Source organism: Erythrobacter sp. F6033 (assembly GCF_023016005.1).
Taxonomy (GTDB): Bacteria; Pseudomonadota; Alphaproteobacteria; order Sphingomonadales; family Sphingomonadaceae; genus Erythrobacter.
Genome location: NZ_JALKAZ010000001.1, coordinates 1,393,569 through 1,410,966, shown reverse-complemented (window position 1 = coordinate 1,410,966; position 17,398 = coordinate 1,393,569). Strand labels below are relative to the sequence as shown.

The window sequence follows — 17,398 nt, the reverse complement described above, 5'->3', positions numbered from 1 at the left end:
GGCTTCCCCTCTGTCCACCGCAAGCCGGAGCAGAGTAAGAAACGCCCTAGAAGGAACAAAAACGCCGCAAGTCCTTTTGCTTTTCATGCAACAAAGTCGCGTGTACCGGAGCTTCTATGTTTGACACTGCGATCCAGACGTTCACTTCCCCCGTCGTCCTCTTTTTCGTCTTGGGCCTTTTGGCGGCCTTTGCACGCTCGGACCTTGCGATACCAGAAGCCATTGCAAAGGCGATGTCGCTCTATTTGATGGCCGCGATTGGTATCAAAGGGGGCGTGGCGGTTGCTGAGTCGGGAATTGATGGAACGGTCCTATCCGCGCTTGGAACTGGTATCGTCGCAGGCTTCCTTTTGCCCTTCTTCGCCTATGCTGTCCTAAAAACTTTCGGCAAGCTGGATCGAATAAATTCCGGAGCAGTGGCAGCGCATTACGGTTCGATCAGTGTTGTGACTTTTGTCACCGCTGTTGAAATTCTAACTGGACAAGCGCGCGAGCCAGGCGGCTATATGGTTGCGGTAATGGCAGCGATGGAAGCGCCCGCGATCCTCTCTGGCTTGCTGCTCGCAAGAGGTCTCGGAAGCAGTGATGAAGGCGGTCAGACCACTGGCGAGATGTTCCACGAGGTCTTTACGAACTCATCTATTGTCTTGTTGCTAGGGGCATTCGCAATCGGGATGATTGGGGGGCCTGCAGGCTTTGAGCCTGTTAGCCCGTTTTTTGAGACTGGCTTCAAGGGCGTGCTTTGCATCTTCCTGTTGGATATGGGGCTAATCGCAGCCCGTAGGATGATGGATTCGCGCGCTATTACTTGGCGTCTGGCATCGATCGCAATCTTCCTGCCACTCGTAAATGGCGTAATTGGCGCTGCTTTGGGTGTCGGGATCGGATTGGATTCTGGATCGGCAGCAGCCTTGGGTGTGCTGTGTGCAAGCGCCAGCTACATCGCCGTTCCGGCAGCGATGCGTTTGGCATTGCCTGAAGCTGATCCAGGTATCTACCTTACGATGTCTCTCAGCATCACTTTCCCCTTTAACGTGCTCATCAACATTGGCATTATCAGCGCATTCGCGGCCTACCTGGCTGGAAGCGGAGGCATCGCACCATGATCGAAACAGTCACCAGAAAACGTATCGAAATTCTGGCTGATACACAGCTGCAAAAGCGTGTGACCGACGCGATTGAGAAAGCTGGCATCACAGGTTGGACGATTGTCCCCGTCACAAGCGGCAAAGGCCGCGAAGGCGCATGGCGCGAAGAACGTGTTATGGGGACAGATAAAGTGTTTGTTTTGACCATAGCTGCGGAAGATAAGGCCTCAGCCCTTGCCGAAACGCTTGCTCCCATGCTTACACGGTATGGCTTCATCTTCAGCATGTGGGACGTGCAGGTGATCCGAGGGGAACGCTTCTAGGCGCTGCGATCTCCTGACGTTTGGGAGGAATAGTGTGCCTGAGTTTGCTGAACTTCTAAAAGGATATCGCCGGTTTCGCGAAGATACCTATCCGCGTCAACGAGAGCGTTTTGAAGAGACGATCGCTTTGGGGCAGCATCCCAAATTGATGATTATCGGTTGCTCAGACAGCCGAGTGGATCCGGCGCAGATATTTGACGTAGATCCTGGTGAAATCTTCGTTGTTCGCAATGTCGCAGCGCTTGTTCCACCTTTTGAAAAATCGCCGGGTCAGCACGGCGTTTCTGCGGCGGTGGAATTCGCTGTGCAGATGCTTGAGGTAAAACAAATCCTCGTGATGGGGCATGGTAGGTGCGGCGGTTGCAAAGCCGCTTTACGGCAAGACTTTGCCGGCACGGATCCGGGCGACGGCGGTTTTCTCGCTGATTGGATCACTTTGCTGGATGAAGCGCGTGAACCTGTCGCCCGCAAACACGGAACAGAGGGACGCAAAGCTGAACTCGCGATGGAGTTCGCAGCAATTCGCCAGAGCCTCACAAACCTTCGCAGTTTCCCATGGGTTGCCGATAAAGAACGAGATGGAAGCTTGAAGCTCCGCGGAGCACATTTCTCAATCAAGGAAGGTGTCCTCTACTCACTAGATGAGGACACAGGCGAATTTCTGCCGGAAGATTAAGCCTTTGCACCATTCTTTGGACAAGAGCAGTTAGGTCAGCATGTCAGATAGTGAACTCAAAAACATCGCCCTGCTGATCGACGCAGATAACACGACACCGCAAGGAATCGATCCAGTTTTGACCGTTATGGCGGAGCTTGGTCAGGTGAATATCCGCCGCGCTTACGGCAATTTTGCGAAGGATAATCTGTCGCGCTGGGACAAGATCACCAATACTTATGGCATCCGTCCTCAGCAGCAATTTGACGTGTCGAAAGGCAAAAATGCGACCGACATGGCTATGACAATTGACGCGATTGATCTGCTTTATCAGGGCAAGGTTGATGGATTCGGTATCATGACCTCTGATAGCGATTTCACTCCTTTGGTCACACGCCTGCGACAGGATGGTATTCTTGTGTATGGGTTTGGTGAGAAGAAGACGCCACCAGCTTTTCAGGCAGTTTGCACCCGGTTTTTGTACATTGATGAGCTAATTGCGGCGACGTCAGACGATGCCACGAGACAAAAGAACGGTCGCGAAACAAAGGCGAACGTGGGCGACTTGGACGAGTTGATATCGGCAGCATACCGCGAAGCGAAGCGCGATGATGATGGCTGGGCCAAACTTCAGCAACTCGGTCAAATCGCTGGAAATCGTTCAAGCTTCGATGTCCGAAACTACGGGTACAAGAGCCTTTCCGACCTGTTCGCGTCTCTCGACAATTTCAAGGTTGAACGGCGCGATAGCAATCAAGTGTATGTGAAGCGCCTGCATTAACGCGTCGGCAAATGAACGAAAAAGGGCGCCCGGTGAACAGCCGGGCGCCCTTTCCTAATTCAAATTATGTGACAGCTTACTGAGTGCTGGCCCCCATGAGTTCACCGAGGCTTGGCCCATCCGACTGAGATGGCCCTGCCTTTTCAGCGGCAAATGAGCTCCACAGTTGGGCGATCGGGGCGCGTTTGCCTTCAACCTTAGCCAAAGTTTCTTGAGCCGCCGCAAAGTCACCAAGACCGACCTGAGACATGCCTAGGCGAGTGAGAGCTTCAGCAGTATCCACGCCAGGCATCGTCAGAGCCTTCTGATAGAATGTGGCGGCCTTGTCGTACTGGCCATAACTGTAAAATGCGCTCGCCGCAGCGACGACAGTCCTCAGACCAGCATTGGATGCAGCAGCATCGCGTTCAAGTGCGGGAAGATCAGCACGGTCGCTAGCGATACGCCCATTTGCGGTTGTCAAAGCGTCAGCAACATAGATGTCGTCTCGGCTTACCGAATTGGTAGCGTAAGCCTGCTCAATCAGGTCTTTGACTTCTTTCGGAAGTCGGCGTGCATCTGCAGCTTCAACGTAAAGCACATAGTCGTTCTTTTCCTGAAGCGCGCCTGCGGCCTTCGAAAGACGCAGCAAGTCGAGCAGCAATTGCGGCTCGTATTCATTGAGGTTACGCGTCAGATTCACCGCGTCACGCCAATTCGTAGATGACGGGAATGCTTCAATCCACATCGCTGTGAAATCGTACACCTCAGGAGTGATCTGGTTGTTGTAAGCTACCGTCAGGCCGCGGCGATACCACTGCTCTGCAACGTCTTGACCTTGCGATTTCCGAGCGCTGATGGCGTCCTTGAGAAACGCCAGACCCTCGCGAAGCTCATTCGCGGAAAAATAGCTTTCCGCCATGGCGATCTGCAGGTCAGCTGCACCAATGCTCTCGGTGCTGAAATTATAGTTGATCGCCTGCTGCAGATAATTGCGCGCTTTCGGGAAATCGCTTGCAGCGTTTGAAAGCTGATAAGCGATGAAATTGTAGCGAGCGATCTGATCAACCGGAACCTTACCACTCGCGAGCATGAGCTCCATGCCACTAAGCTGTAGCGCTTGATCCTTAAGTTTGATGCCCGAGTTGAAGATCAGTCCGCCTGCAGCAATTTGTTCGTCCTGCGATTTCGCAAGTGGAATGAGCTGTTGAAGCTGCGGCTTATAAGCAGCAACATCGGCACCTTCAGCGTTTACGCCTTCATTGAGCGGCTGATAAACAGCGACAAATTCTTTGGCGTAGCCGCCACCTTCGCTCTTACTGTCTTTTTTCTTCTTGCGCTGCGCCTGGGCCTCCGCCGGATAAACGGCTGTGGCGACCACGGCTGAGCCAGTCGCAAGAGCGATGGCGAACGCGAGATTGGAAGCGCGTTTGCGCAAAGTGAAAAGCTGCATTCGTGTTACCTCCTGGGGGTATTTGGGTTCCGCGCTCTCAATGCGTAGGTACGCGGATGGATTGGTTTCTGGCGATGCATTTGGACGCATGCGCTCAGATTTGCAATTCTGTGTAGCCCAAACGGGCTGAACAGCCTTTGAATGGAAACGGGATACAGCGTTTAGGTTCCGAATTTTTGGGCTTGGCTTGCATAAAGCCGCTATTTTGCGGGAAGTGTGGAAAAAGGTGCATTTGAACCCCTTATGTTCTGCTTTGTCCATGGAGGTTTGACACCACAAACCCTACATTCAATTTCGTAGACAAAATAACAAGAAACGGCCCGCATTTTGAGCGACGATAACGACATCATCGAAACCCCCGCCCCTTCACCAATGGGGGAATACGAACGCATCGACATCGTCGATGAGATGAAGACCAGCTACCTCGATTACGCGATGAGCGTGATCGTGTCGCGGGCCCTTCCCGACGTTCGCGACGGGTTAAAACCGGTCCACCGCCGTATCCTATATGCGAGCCAAGAAGGCGGCTTTGTCGCTGGGCGGCCATACCGGAAGAGTGCGAAAATCGTTGGCGACGTGATGGGCAACTATCACCCCCATGGCGATTCCGCGATCTATGATGCGCTGGCTCGTATGACCCAAGATTGGTCCATGCGGGTTCCCCTTATCGATGGCCAAGGCAACTTTGGCTCGATGGACCCGGATCCACCGGCTTCCATGCGTTATACCGAGGCTCGTTTGGCGCGTGTGGCAAACACGCTGCTTGACGACCTTGATAAGGACACGGTCAACTTCGCTGACAACTATGATGGCAGCACTCAGGAACCGACTGTTCTGCCTGCTCGCTTTCCAAACCTGCTGGTCAATGGCGCTGGTGGTATTGCCGTCGGCATGGCGACCAATGTTCCGCCGCACAATCTTGGCGAGGTGATAGACGGCTGCCTCGCATTCATCGAAGATCCGACAATCACGACCGAACAATTGATTGAGATCATTCCCGGGCCTGACTTCCCAACCGCCCCTCTCATTCTGGGATCGAGCGGTGCCAAGGCGGCCTACACAACCGGGCGTGGATCAATTCTAATGCGCTGCCGGCATGAGGTGGAAACCAAACGCGGCGACCGTCAATCAATCGTGTTGACCTCTATTCCCTATCAAGTCGGCAAATCCGGATTGGTTGAGAAGATTGCAGATGCCGCGAAGGAAAAGCGGATCGAGGGTATTTCCGACATCCGCGACGAAAGTTCGCGTGAGGGCGTACGCGTTGTTGTCGACCTTAAGCGTGATGCTTCGCCCGAAGTCGTTCTCAATCAGATGTGGCGCTACACCCCAGCGCAATCGAGCTTTCCGGCAAATATGCTCGCAATTCGCAATGGGCGTCCCGAAACGCTCATGCTGCGGGACATCATCCAAAGCTTCATCGCCTTCCGTGAAGAAGTCATCACTCGCAGAACCAAGTTTGAGCTGAACAAAGCGCGTGAGCGCGCGCATCTGTTGCTTGGCCTTGTGGTCGCTGTGTCGAACCTCGATGAGGTTGTGGCGATGATCAGAGGGGCCTCCAACCCAGCTGAAGCCCGAGCAAAACTACTCGCGAAAGAATGGCCGATTGGCGATATCGCTCAGTACATCAGGCTCGTCGAAGCTATCGAACCGAATGCGGATGAGACCAGCGGCACATACAAACTGTCTGAGCGTCAGGTTAAAGCGATCCTTGAATTACGCCTGCACCGTCTGACGGCGCTTGGTCGAGACGAAATCGGTGACGAACTGAAAGAACTCTCGATCCAGATCGAAGAATTGCTCTCAATCCTATCGGACCGGGTCAAACTCTATGGCGTGATGCGCGAAGAGCTTGAGGAAATCAAAGCGACCTACGCAACACCGCGTGTCTCTGAGATCGCTCCTGCCTGGGACGGTCTTGATGATGAGGACCTTATTGAGCGGGACGACATGGTCGTCACTGTTACGCTTGACGGCTATATCAAGCGGACGCCTCTCTCGACGTTCCGCGCGCAGAACCGCGGCGGTAAAGGTCGTGCAGGCATGTCGACGAAGGACGAAGATGCCATTGCTGAGATGTTCGTCACCTCGACGCACAACCCGGTCCTGTTCTTCTCCACTGCCGGCAAAGTGTATCGCCTGAAGGTTTGGAAACTGCCCGAAGGTGGCCCGGCCACACGCGGGCGCCCGATCATTAACATGCTTCCTGCTCTGGATGATGGTGAAACAATCCGGACCGTACTGCCCCTCCCCGAAGACGAAGAGGAATGGGGTGCGCTGTCAGTTGTATTCGCAACGGCAAAGGGCAATGTCCGGCGCAATAGCATGGATTCATTCACAAACATTCCGTCGAACGGAAAGTTTGCGATGAAGTTTGACGAGGAAAGCGACGATCAACTGATCGGCGTTCGCCTTGTTGGTGCGGGCGATGATGTCTTGCTTGCAACCCGTCTGGGCAAAGCCATCCGCTTTGCTGCGGAAGATGTTCGATCCTTTACCTCGCGCACATCAACAGGTGTTCGCGGCATGAAGCTGGCCGAAGGTGACGAAGTGGTTTCACTTTCGACACTTACGGCGACCGGCACGACACCGGATGAGCGCGAACAATACCTGAAATTCGCACCTTGGAAGGGTGCAAAAGAGGGCAAGCCTGATCTTGCAGATGAGCGGTACGAAACGCTCAAAGAGAAAGAGCAGTTCATCCTGACGGTCTGCGCCAATGGATATGGCAAGGTGTCCAGCGCCTACGAATATCGCCGCATCGGACGCGGCGGCCAAGGTCTAATCAATATCGATAACATCGCGCGCAACGGCCCAGTGGTAGCGAGCTTTAATGTCGAAACCGGTCAGCAACTCATGCTGGTGACAGATCAAGCTAAGTTGATCCGCATCGGTCTGGAAAGCCTTCGCGTGATCGGCCGCAACTCCGCTGGCGTGAGACTCTTCACAGTCGGGAAGAACGAAACCATCGTTAGCGCCGTAAAGATCGATGAGACCGAGGAACCGGAGAACGAAGCCGAAGAAGCAATTGTAGAGGAAATGGTCGGCCGTAACGCCGATGAGACTACGCCCGATACAACTGCACATTCAGACAACAATATCGACGGTGGAACGGGCGATTGAGCCATCATTGAATGCCTCTCCCAACCCGCTAATCCTTTAGCTGAGCAATGGGAGAGGCTCCGATGATTGTAGAACCGTCCGGCGCATCATGTGGCGCTAGGATTTCAGGCGTTGATCTGTCCGGCGAGCTATCGGCTGACTTGATCGCTGATATTCGCTCAACTTGGCTTAAGCACAGAGTCGTCGCGTTCACTGATCAATGCATGGACGATGACGCTCTCGAACGCTTCACCATTGCGATGGGTGGCTTTGGCTATGACCCGTTCTTTGATCCGATTGAAGGACGCAAGAACATTGCCGCGATTAAGCGCGAGGCCGATGAGGTTTCGCCTCTTTTTGCGGAGAACTGGCACAGCGACTGGAGCTTTCTGCCCCAACCTCCATCGGGAACATGCTTGCTCGCGATCGATATTCCACCAGTTGGCGGTGACACGCTTTTTAGCAATCAGATAACGGCCTTCGCTGCGCTGCCAGAACAGAGAAAAGCAGAGCTAAGGAGACTCACAGCGATCCATTCAGCCCGTCGAGGATATGCCCCGAATGGACTCTATGGCGACAACGATAAAGGTCGATCCATGGCCATCCGCCCGAGCGAAGCGGCATTGGCCCAGCAAGCGCATCCTTTGGTAAAGACCCATTCTGAAACCGGTGAAGAAGCGCTATTTTGCTCGCTGAGCTATACTGTGGGCATTGAAGGCATGAGCGAGGAAGAAGCGCTTCAGCTCGTAATGGAGCTGCACCAATGGTGCGAACGAGAGGAATTCGTTTTCAGGCACCAATGGGAGCCGGGCATGCTGTTACTCTGGGACAATCGCAGTGTTAATCACAAAGCCACTGGTGGTTACGAAGGCTATCGCCGAGAATTGCACCGCACAACGATTGCTGCCTAAGCGCAGGGATATCAGCGGACCGGAAGCTCTCCGCGCAGTGTCTGAACAACCCCGGTGGCAATCATGAGTTGCCCAGCAAAATAGAGGGGCCAGATCAACAGGTCAGGCAGAGGTGCCAGATCGAATGGTCCAAGTTCACTGAAGATAAGCCAGTCACTCATCACAAAAAGCACGGCCCCCAAGCCCACTCGGTATCGAGGGAAACGGCTGGACCATGCGCTCGCAGCCATCGCGCCCAACGTAAGAGCGTAAATGCCGATCATGATGTCCTGACTCAATAGGTAGGAGATCACCGGGGCACCCACCAACAATGCCATTGCCGTCAATCTTTGACTTCGGGTCGTTTCCGACCGTCGATTACGCAAATAGAGAACGGTGGCCACGATATGCGACAAGGCGAAAAGAGCACCTCCCAAGGTCATATCGAGAACCAGAGCCATGTCGGCAGCGGCGGACAGCACAAGGGCTGCAACCAAGATTGATCCGTCAGCCCCGCTTGTCCGCCTCCCCGCATATACAGCCAGCAAGCCTACACCTGCACCTTTCAAAGCGATGAGATAGATCTCGCCAATCGGATTGTTCCAAAGGAAGTAATACGCGCCAGCGGCGATCACGCTGGCCAACAACCACGGGCGGTGCTCGATTAGTGCGTTTTTTGCCATTTCCATCCCAAAACAAGGTCCAGTGTTGCGTCGCTTGCAACATGTGCCCAAAGCTTTTCACTGCCAATAATTTCTCACCTTGTTAGACCATTAGCAACACAACTGGGGAGCGCAAAATGCCCAAACACAATAGCGCACATGAACTTGACCCTATCCTCCTCAAACAAGCGGTAAAGCGCGTTCAGTGGCGCGACCTCACAGCGATGCGACCGCACGAAGGCCTGAAGGAATGCCTACATCCCCTGCCTTGGCTTTTCTTGGGTCTAGTTCTCTTTCACTTTGGCTATTGGCCGCTCGCCTTCGTGGCCGAGTTCATGTTTTTCCTGACCGCACTCAGGCTCAACCATGAAGCCATCCATCATAACCTAGGCTTCTCAAGCCTCGGGCATAGAATGGTTCTTCATGCCCTCAGTCTGGTTATGTTAGGCAGCAACCACTCGGTTGCATTCAACCACCTTCGGCATCACCAGCACATAAACACAAAACAAGATTTGGAAGGCAAGGCCGGCCAGATGAGCCTTTGGCAGGTTATCATCTATGGCCCGTTTTTCCCGTTAGAATGCCATATTGCAGCACTTCGAGAAGGTGGGCCCGTTTGGCGGCGAAAAGTCTTGATCGATCTTGGCCTTAACTTTGCCCTTCCCGCTCTCGCGTTCAGCTTCGGTTTGGCGTTTATCGCGTGGCATTTCCTTGCGATGCTTCTGGCTCAATGTTTCACAGCTTTGTTCGCTGTCTGGATTACTCATCACGGCTGCGATGAAAGCGCCCTAGTCGCGCGCACTCAGCGAGGAAGGATGGTCAATGCGGTCAGCTACAACATGTTCTTCCATCTGGAGCATCACCTCTTTCCCGGCGTTCCTGTGAAGCACCTTCCGACACTTGCGGAGCGGCTTGAGGCCGTTGAGCCTGCCTTCGCCAAAGCCATCCGGCCAGTCTTAGGACGATAGCCGAGTTGATGCGAACGGGTGCAACGCCTAAGTGCTGCACCCTATGGCACATGATGTTCACATTATTGGCGGCGGTTTGGCTGGTTCAGAGGCCGCATGGCAGCTTGCAAAACGCGGCGTAAAAGTCCGCTTGTCGGAAATGCGTGGTTCCGGCGAAATGACACCGGCACATCAAACAGATGGGTTGGCCGAACTGGTATGCTCGAACAGCTTCCGTTCTGATGATGACACCAAGAACGCCGTAGGTCTGTTGCATCATGAAATGCGAGAGCTCGATTCCATCGTTATGCGTGCAGGCGAAGTCGCCCGCGTACCTGCCGGCAGTGCCATGGCCGTAGACCGTGACGTATTCAGCGCCGAGGTCGAAAAGACGCTTTCCAGCCATCCTAATATCACAGTGGTGCGTGAACGTGTCGACACTTTGCCAGAGAGCGGTCTCACCATTGTGGCAACGGGGCCTTTGACCGCGCAATCATTGGCGCAGAGCATCGTCGGAGCGACCGGGGAAGAACGCCTTGCATTCTTTGATGCGATTGCCCCGATCATCCACCGTGACAGTATCGACATGTCGAAATGCTGGGTCCAATCCCGCTGGAACAAACGCACCGAAGCATCCAACGAAGATGGCGATTACATCAATTGTCCGATGACGAAAGAGCAATACCTTGCGTTTCATCAAGGGCTGATCGAAGGCGAAAAAACGGAATTCAAAGAATGGGAAACAGACACCCCTTACTTTGATGGCTGTATGCCTATCGAAGTGATGGCCTCCCGCGGTGTCGAGACGCTGCGCTATGGTCCGATGAAAGGCGTCGGCCTCGACAATCCATTCGACAGAAATGAAGAGTTCCCACAAGGACGCTGGCCTTATGCTGTCGTACAGCTGCGTCAGGACAACAAGCTTGGCACATTGTGGAACATGGTCGGTTTTCAGACGAAGCTGAAATATGCAGGCCAGGTCGAACTGTTTCGCACGATACCTGGTTTGGAAAATGCAGAATTTGCCCGGCTAGGCGGTCTACACCGGAACACTTTCCTTAATTCCCCTCAGGTTCTTGATCGGCAACTCCGATTGAACGCTGCCCGACATATTCGTTTTGCAGGTCAGGTGACGGGCTGCGAGGGTTACGTCGAAAGCTCCGCAATCGGGTTGGTCGCAGGAATTATGGCCGCAGCGGAGCTATCAGGGCGCGATTGGCAGCCTCTACCCTCTACAACCGCACTTGGGGCCTTACTCAGTCACATCACTGGTGATGCAGATGCAGCCACATTCCAACCGATGAATGTGAACTTCGGCCTTTTCCCGCCTCTGCACGAGGTGAGTAAGAAACAACGCAAAGAAGCCTACACATCGCGTGCCAAGCAAGATCTCAAGGCTTGGATCGCCGAGCTGTCAGAGCCTGTGCCAGCCTGATTAGCACCGGCAGCGAGGCCTATTCGGCCGGGCTTTCGGCTTGCTTGTCGCGAACTCGCTTTGAGTGAGTTCGGCGTTTCCGTCCGCATCCATCTCATCGAACCGATTGCCAGTTGTTACTGCCCATTCTTCGAATGTGAGCAGATTGTTGCCATCGACATCGAGCTTACGAAATCCATCCGAACGTGACGAGAGCATCTCGTTACGAGTGATTTTTCGGTAACGATTTCGGTCGTATCGGAAAAAGCGCTTTTCCTCCCTAGTGAGTTCGCTTGCCTCTGGCGGTGCCGGCCCTTCCATATCGCCAGGATCTGTCAAAGGCAGTTCGTCATCGGCCAGCACGACTTCTTCGGCTTCAGGTGGAGGGGGCGCATTTGTTTCTACTTGAGCGCGTCCCTGCCACCAAAATACACCAACTCCGGCAAGCAACAGTCCGACGAAAACCCCAAGTATTGTCTGGCGCAATTAGACCTCCCAAAGCCAACGCTTAGGGAATACACACCTTTACCGTCCAAATAAAGCGGCGCGAAACGCTGTTAGTGAAGCGCCTCGACCCTCCATTAAAGGGCGACCGCCTTTCTTGAGCGCACGCGATGCCAGTGCGTCCAAGACTGCAATCCCGCGCAGGGCCGATGGATAAGACCTTTCGGTCTTGGCGAAATCTAAGCCGACTTCGATAAGCACTGCGCGTTCTACGTCATCCGAAACCTGCGAAGCGGCATCGGCGATTGCCCACACTGCCCCGATAGCGGGAACCAAGTTTTCAGTATCGGCAAGATCTAAAAATGGAGCACTGCGTCCAGCACCAAATTCCTTCGCAGCTTTGAGATCGAGTTTTTCCGCAACAACCAAGACTTCCCAAGCGTCGACGAGCTTGATCAAGGACGTTTCATCACCGGACCAATCACATCCTATCGCGTCCAACACTACATCGCCTTTCGGCCGATCATCGATTGGTTTCATCAGCATATCGCGCCACCAAGCGAGCCGCATCTGACCGAGCATGGGTTCGGTTGTTCCGGCAACAATCCGGGCCAAACGCTGATCAAAATTCAGATAGGTGGTTAACGGGCCGCGAACCTTTTCGGGGGTGTAGGCGATAGCAATTCTGTGCTCTGCGGGTAGTTCAAGGGCTGATGTTTCGGTCACAATCCCGCCCGTAGCCTGTGATCGGGGCACATTGTCAATACCGGCGCCTTTATCGGCCCAGTCGCGAGCGGTCTCTTTGGATAAAATCAGAATTAGTCTCTCGTTAACCACAAAGCTTGGAATTTCGCTTACTTCGCTGCGCTAAGCCGACCCAATGCAATTGCTTTTCCGAGCTATTTTGTTCCGGAACACGCACGAGGATATTCGCCTTATGGCTATTAAAAACGAGCAAGAAACCGCAGCGCCGAAAACATTTTGGCGTTCGCTGACGCAGGATGCGACAGCCAATACGATTGTTATCGTGGCCGTGTCACTTGTGCCGTTGATGGCGATGGTTGGCGGAGGCGTCGACGCAAGTCGATATTACATGGCTGACACCCGCTTGCAGGCCGCCTGCGACGCTGGTGCCCTCGCCGCACGCCGTGCAATGGATGCCGATACTTTTGACGATTCTCACAAGCAGATTGCCAACAACTTCTTCGATCAGAACTTTGAAGATGGCCTGTTCGGGATGGAGGATCGCTCCCGCGTCTACACCGCGACCGAAGACGGCAAAGTTCAAGGTTCCGCTTCTGGTACCCTTCCATCAAGCATCATGGGCGCATTCGGTTACGATGAATTCGATCTGTCGGTAAACTGCGAAGCGGACATCAATGTTTCGAACACGGACATTATGTTTGTACTCGACGTGACCGGTTCGATGAACTGCGCGCCCGACAATCCAAACGGCGGTTCGTGCAACAATGTCGAAGCGACAAATGCCAAGATCAAAAGTCTCCGCGCATCGGCACTCACGTTCTACGACACTGTTGATGCAGCGACGTCTAATTCTGCTCAGGTCCGTTACGGTATTCTGCCCTATTCAAGCTCAATCAATGTCGGCGCTCACTTGAGCAGCGCATGGCTTGCAGATACGCACACTTATCAATCGCGCGAGCCAACGGTTATCCAAGAAATTGATTGGGTTGACGATGAAAATGGAGCGATCAGCTCCACGAAAACTGGCGACAACGATGGGTATCCGTATCTGGGGGCAAACGAAACACGTGTGCCCGGCCTGACATATGACGAGTGCGTCGATTATGCATTCGGCTATCCACACTGGGATATCCCTTATGAGTTCGATACCAGTGATTTGACCCTTACATCCCAGACATCTAGCGGAACCACGGGTGAGGCAACCTATGAGGGCGAAATCACTTGGAAAGTGCTCTGGAACTTCGTCAGCGGCAACTACACGGGCGGCAGCTGCAACATTACGTATGACGAATATTCCTACACCGCAGATGGAACAGTGACGGTTGGCCAAGTCCAAGAAATAACCGAAACGTTCGCATATCGTTTTGATGAAATCGAATACGATCTGTCATCGCTCTACAGCACAGGATCTTTGATCGCGCCAACCGGGACGAACGGTGCAAATGAGGCGCACACATGGAATGGCTGCATCGAAGAAGCTGACACGTCGAATACCGGCACGTTCAGCCCGCTCCCTGCAAGCGCGAACGATCTTGACATCGATTTGGTACCGAATTCGGCCAGTGAGTACTGGAAGCCGATATTGGCGTCGCTGGTGTTTTACCGTTTCGATACCGAAACCGGTGACTGGAGCCGTGACGAAGAAATCACAACGACAGATTGGAGTCAGAACCCGTCAACCACTTGCCCGAAAGCGGCCAGGAAACTTGCGAAATTCAACGACCGCACCGAGCTGGAAGATTGGCTCAGCGCTTCGAATGGCTTCGTTGGTCGGGGCTCTACCTATCATGACATCGGCATGATCTGGGGCGGTCGCTTCATTTCGCCGGACGGAATTTTCTCGTCAGAGAATGCCACAGCTCCAAATGGCGATGCGATTTCGCGTCACATCATCTTTATGACTGACGGTATTTTGTCGACAAGCAACACCGTTTACACGCCTTATGGCATCGAATGGTGGGATCGCCGGGTCACCGACGATGGTTCAGCAGCGACGGGCAACACCCGCCACGAGGCGCGCTTCCAAGCTGCCTGTAAAGCGGCGCGGGACAAGAACATTTCTGTCTGGGTCGTCGCCTTCGGAACTACGCTCACGCAGAACCTGATCGACTGCGCAACTACTGGCCGGGCATATTCCGCTAGTGATGCTGACTCGCTCGATGATGCGTTTAAAGAGATCGCCGAGAAGATCGCCGCACTGAGGCTCACAGCATGATGCGCTTGTTCAAAAACAATCGTCTCAGGAAAAATGAGAGCGGAGCCACTCTGACCGAATTCGGTCTGGTGGCTCCGGTCCTCATCCTGATGATCATGGGGGTGTTCGATATGGCGCATTCGCAATACACATCAGCGTTGATGAACGGTGCGATGCAGAAAGCCGGACGCGATCTCACACTAGAGAACGCCGGCAGCCGGGAGTCGACAATTGATCAGGCGGTGATCGGCCAAGTTCAAAACGTGGTGCCAAGCAGCGCGACCGTAACCCTGGAAAAGCTCTCTCACTTCGATTTCGAAGATATCGGTGAAGAGGAAGAGTATACCGACGATAACAATGACGGCATTTGCAACGACAACGAGCCGTTCGTTGATTCAAATGGCAACGGTCAATGGGATGCCAATCGGGGCGAAAGCGGTATCGGCGGTGCACGCGATGCGGTTCTTTATACTGCTGTCGTAACCTATCCGCGACTGTTCCCGATGTACGGACTTGCGGGTCTTCCGCAAGATGTTGAGCTTCGCGCTTCTACCGTACTTCGCAACCAGCCTTTCGACCAACAAGATCGCGCCACAACCACCGGGAATTGCACATGATTGCCAAGGTCCAACAGCGAGCACGCGCTGCGAACACCAAGTTCCGCAGAAAACTGCGCGAGTTAAAAGATCACACATCCGGTGTGGCGATGGTGGAATTCGCTTTCACCGCGCCAATCTTCATCGGCTTGGGCATGCTGGGCACTGAAACAGCATATTTCACGATCACACATATGCAGATCAGCCAGATCGCCATGCAGGTTGCCGATAACGCATCTCGTGTTGGTGAGGCTGATGTCCTTGTGAACCGTCAGGTCTTTGAAGATGACATCAATCAGGCGTTTATCGGTGCTGAAAAGCTCGGTGAGCAAAATGAAATCTTCGAAAACGGTCGCATCATACTCTCTAGCCTTGAGGTGAATGCTGACGGTGGTCAGTGGATTCATTGGCAAAGGTGCCGGGGCGCAAAGGTCTATGATTCCAGTTACGGCGTAGAGGGTGATGGCGCGAGCGGCACCGACTTTGATGGCATGGGCGAAACGGGCAAAGAGATTACCGCAAGCAGCGGAACCGCTGTCATGTTTGTAGAGGTTTCATACACCTACGAGCCGGTTACCCCATTCGATTTCTATGGCGATACTGAAATTCAGTACACTGCTGCTTTCAACGTTCGCGACCAGCGCGACCTGACCCAGATTTATCAAACAAACCCGGTTTCGCCTGTGGCGTCTTGCGACACATACTCGGCTGACCGCCCTTCATAAGCATTATCTAGACACAAAAAGGGGCCGCGCTCGAGTGTTCGAGCGCGGCCCCTTTTTGTAAGCTTTGTCGTCTTTGCGCTTAATCCGTGTAGCAAACCTTCTTCGCAGCTTCGACGATGCGTGGAGCATCAATCAAGGCAAGCTTTTCAAGGTTCGCAGCATAGGGAAGCGGCACGTCTTCGTTGCACACACGTAGAACCGGCGCGTCCAGATCATCAAAACCCTGCTCCATACAAAGCGAGATGATCTCGCTCGCAATTGAGCATGTGGGCCAACCTTCTTCGGCAATAACAAGGCGGTTGGTCTTCGCCAGACTCGTAAGGATAGTTTGCGTGTCCAACGGACGCAGAGTTCTAAGGTCAATCACCTCGGCATCGATGCCCTCGCCCGCAAGTGTCTCCGCCGCTTCCAGAGCGAAACCCACTCCGATGGAATAGGATACGATGGTCACGTCAGCTCCCTCACGCATGATCCGCGCCTTACCAATCGGCAGCACGTGGTCATCAAGATCAGGCACGTCGAAGCTCTTACCGTAGACCAGCTCGTTCTCGAGGAAGACAACTGGATCTTCGGAACGGATCGCAGCTTTCATCAGCCCTTTTGCGTCCGAAGCATCGTACGGCGCAATGACAATCAGGCCCGGGACACTCGCGTACCATGGGCCATAGTTCTGACTGTGCTGCGCACCTACGCGGCTTGCTGCACCGTTAGGGCCACGAAATACGATCGGACACCGCATCTGACCGCCGGACATGTAATTGGTCTTGGCCGCAGAATTGATAATGTGGTCGATGGCCTGCATCGCAAAGTTGAAAGTCATGAATTCAACGATTGGACGAAGACCGCCCATCGCAGCTCCCGTTCCAACACCTGCGAAGCCATACTCTGTGATCGGAGTATCGATCACACGCTTTGGCCCGAATTCATCCAGAAGGCCTTGGGTTACCTTATAGGCACCCTGATACTCAGCGACCTCTTCACCCATCACGAAAACGCGCGGATCACTGCGCATTTCTTCGGCCATTCCATCGCGCAAAGCTTCGCGCACGGTTGTGCTCACGAAATTGGTGCCTTCGGGAATGTCTGGATCGTTTTGAGGTTGGTTTGTGGGTCTTTCTGGCGCCGGTGCGGGCTCAGCTTCAACTGCAGGCGTTGAGCTCTGTTCCTGAGCAGCAGGAGCCGGAGCGCTTTCTTCGCCCTCGCCTTGCAATTCGGCGATAACCGTCCCGACCGCCACATCTTCGCTGCCTTCGGCGACAATGATCTTCGTCAGAACGCCTTCATCGATCGCTTCGAATTCCATGGTCGCCTTGTCGGTTTCAATTTCGGCGATGATATCACCGGGCTCGATGGTATCGCCTTCTTGCTTCAACCACTTGGCGAGCGTTCCCTGCTCCATCGTCGGCGAAAGGGCTGGCATCTTGAGTTCAATAGCCATGG

The 17,398-nt window shown here is 53.9% G+C and carries 16 protein-coding genes; 11 read left to right on the top strand and 5 right to left on the bottom strand.

Annotated elements, in window-relative coordinates:
- The first annotated feature begins 116 nt into the window (after positions 1-116).
- Genes MWU39_RS06645 through MWU39_RS06630 form a run of 4 tightly spaced genes read left to right on the top strand, consistent with a single transcriptional unit; the run spans position 117 to position 2,847 of the window.
- Positions 117-1,106: a sodium-dependent bicarbonate transport family permease gene (locus MWU39_RS06645; RefSeq protein WP_247159228.1), complete on the top strand. Its 990-nt coding sequence runs from the start codon at positions 117-119 to the stop codon at positions 1,104-1,106.
- Positions 1,103-1,411, top strand: a complete 309-nt coding sequence (locus MWU39_RS06640; protein ID WP_247159227.1) for a transcriptional regulator — start codon at positions 1,103-1,105, stop codon at positions 1,409-1,411. Before MWU39_RS06645 ends, MWU39_RS06640 begins: the two co-directional genes overlap by 4 nt.
- Before the next feature lie 34 nt (positions 1,412-1,445).
- Entirely contained in the window at positions 1,446-2,087 is a 642-nt protein-coding gene (locus tag MWU39_RS06635) for a carbonic anhydrase (protein ID WP_247159226.1), read from the top strand.
- Positions 2,088-2,127: 40 nt separating this feature from the next.
- Positions 2,128-2,847, top strand: a complete 720-nt coding sequence (locus MWU39_RS06630) for an NYN domain-containing protein (protein ID WP_247159225.1) — start codon at positions 2,128-2,130, stop codon at positions 2,845-2,847.
- 76 nt (positions 2,848-2,923) lie between these two features.
- Here MWU39_RS06630 and MWU39_RS06625 read toward each other — a convergent pair whose 3' ends face one another.
- Complete coding sequence (locus MWU39_RS06625) at positions 2,924-4,279, bottom strand: hypothetical protein (protein ID WP_247159224.1); 1,356 nt, start codon at positions 4,277-4,279, stop codon at positions 2,924-2,926.
- 327 nt (positions 4,280-4,606) lie between these two features.
- Between MWU39_RS06625 and gyrA the strand changes: the two genes are divergently transcribed.
- Both gyrA and MWU39_RS06615 read left to right on the top strand, forming a co-directional pair.
- On the top strand, positions 4,607-7,402 hold the full coding sequence (gene gyrA, locus MWU39_RS06620) for a DNA gyrase subunit A (RefSeq protein ID WP_247159223.1): 2,796 nt from the start codon (positions 4,607-4,609) through the stop codon (positions 7,400-7,402).
- 62 nt (positions 7,403-7,464) lie between these two features.
- Positions 7,465-8,292 (top strand): TauD/TfdA family dioxygenase, encoded by an 828-nt coding sequence (locus MWU39_RS06615; protein ID WP_247159222.1) that lies wholly within the window; start codon positions 7,465-7,467, stop codon positions 8,290-8,292.
- A gap of 11 nt (positions 8,293-8,303) precedes the next feature.
- Here the strand turns inward: MWU39_RS06615 and MWU39_RS06610 are convergent, their stop codons facing one another.
- The gene (locus MWU39_RS06610) at positions 8,304-8,954 is read right to left on the bottom strand and encodes a lysoplasmalogenase family protein (protein ID WP_247159221.1); all 651 of its coding nucleotides are present in this window, start codon (positions 8,952-8,954) and stop codon (positions 8,304-8,306) included.
- Positions 8,955-9,268: 314 nt separating this feature from the next.
- Between MWU39_RS06610 and MWU39_RS06605 the strand changes: the two genes are divergently transcribed.
- Positions 9,269-9,901, top strand: coding sequence for a fatty acid desaturase (locus MWU39_RS06605; RefSeq protein WP_247160325.1), 633 nt, complete (start codon positions 9,269-9,271; stop codon positions 9,899-9,901).
- A 43-nt stretch (positions 9,902-9,944) separates the two neighbouring features.
- Positions 9,945-11,315: a methylenetetrahydrofolate--tRNA-(uracil(54)-C(5))-methyltransferase (FADH(2)-oxidizing) TrmFO gene (trmFO, locus tag MWU39_RS06600; RefSeq protein ID WP_247159220.1), complete on the top strand. Its 1,371-nt coding sequence runs from the start codon at positions 9,945-9,947 to the stop codon at positions 11,313-11,315.
- Here the strand turns inward: trmFO and MWU39_RS06595 are convergent, their stop codons facing one another.
- Together MWU39_RS06595 and MWU39_RS06590 are read right to left on the bottom strand one after the other, a co-directional pair.
- Complete coding sequence (locus MWU39_RS06595; protein ID WP_247159219.1) at positions 11,316-11,780, bottom strand: hypothetical protein; 465 nt, start codon at positions 11,778-11,780, stop codon at positions 11,316-11,318.
- 39 nt (positions 11,781-11,819) lie between these two features.
- A complete protein-coding gene (locus tag MWU39_RS06590) occupies positions 11,820-12,464 on the bottom strand; it encodes a hypothetical protein (RefSeq protein WP_247159218.1) in 645 nt (214 codons plus the stop codon).
- 211 nt (positions 12,465-12,675) lie between these two features.
- Between MWU39_RS06590 and MWU39_RS06585 the strand changes: the two genes are divergently transcribed.
- The 3 genes from MWU39_RS06585 to MWU39_RS06575 are packed head-to-tail and all read left to right on the top strand — an operon-like array spanning position 12,676 to position 15,958.
- Entirely contained in the window at positions 12,676-14,658 is a 1,983-nt protein-coding gene (locus tag MWU39_RS06585; RefSeq protein ID WP_247159217.1) for a Tad domain-containing protein, read from the top strand.
- The gene (locus tag MWU39_RS06580) at positions 14,655-15,254 is read left to right on the top strand and encodes a TadE/TadG family type IV pilus assembly protein (protein WP_247159216.1); all 600 of its coding nucleotides are present in this window, start codon (positions 14,655-14,657) and stop codon (positions 15,252-15,254) included. Before MWU39_RS06585 ends, MWU39_RS06580 begins: the two co-directional genes overlap by 4 nt.
- Positions 15,251-15,958 (top strand): TadE/TadG family type IV pilus assembly protein, encoded by a 708-nt coding sequence (locus MWU39_RS06575; protein WP_247159215.1) that lies wholly within the window; start codon positions 15,251-15,253, stop codon positions 15,956-15,958. The genes MWU39_RS06580 and MWU39_RS06575 overlap by 4 nt, the downstream gene beginning before the upstream one ends.
- Positions 15,959-16,037: 79 nt before the next feature.
- Here the strand turns inward: MWU39_RS06575 and MWU39_RS06570 are convergent, their stop codons facing one another.
- Positions 16,038-17,396 carry a pyruvate dehydrogenase complex E1 component subunit beta gene (locus MWU39_RS06570; RefSeq protein ID WP_247159214.1) on the bottom strand — a complete coding sequence of 453 codons (1,359 nt, stop codon included), beginning with the start codon at positions 17,394-17,396 and terminating at the stop codon, positions 16,038-16,040.
- Positions 17,397-17,398: the final 2 nt, after the last annotated feature.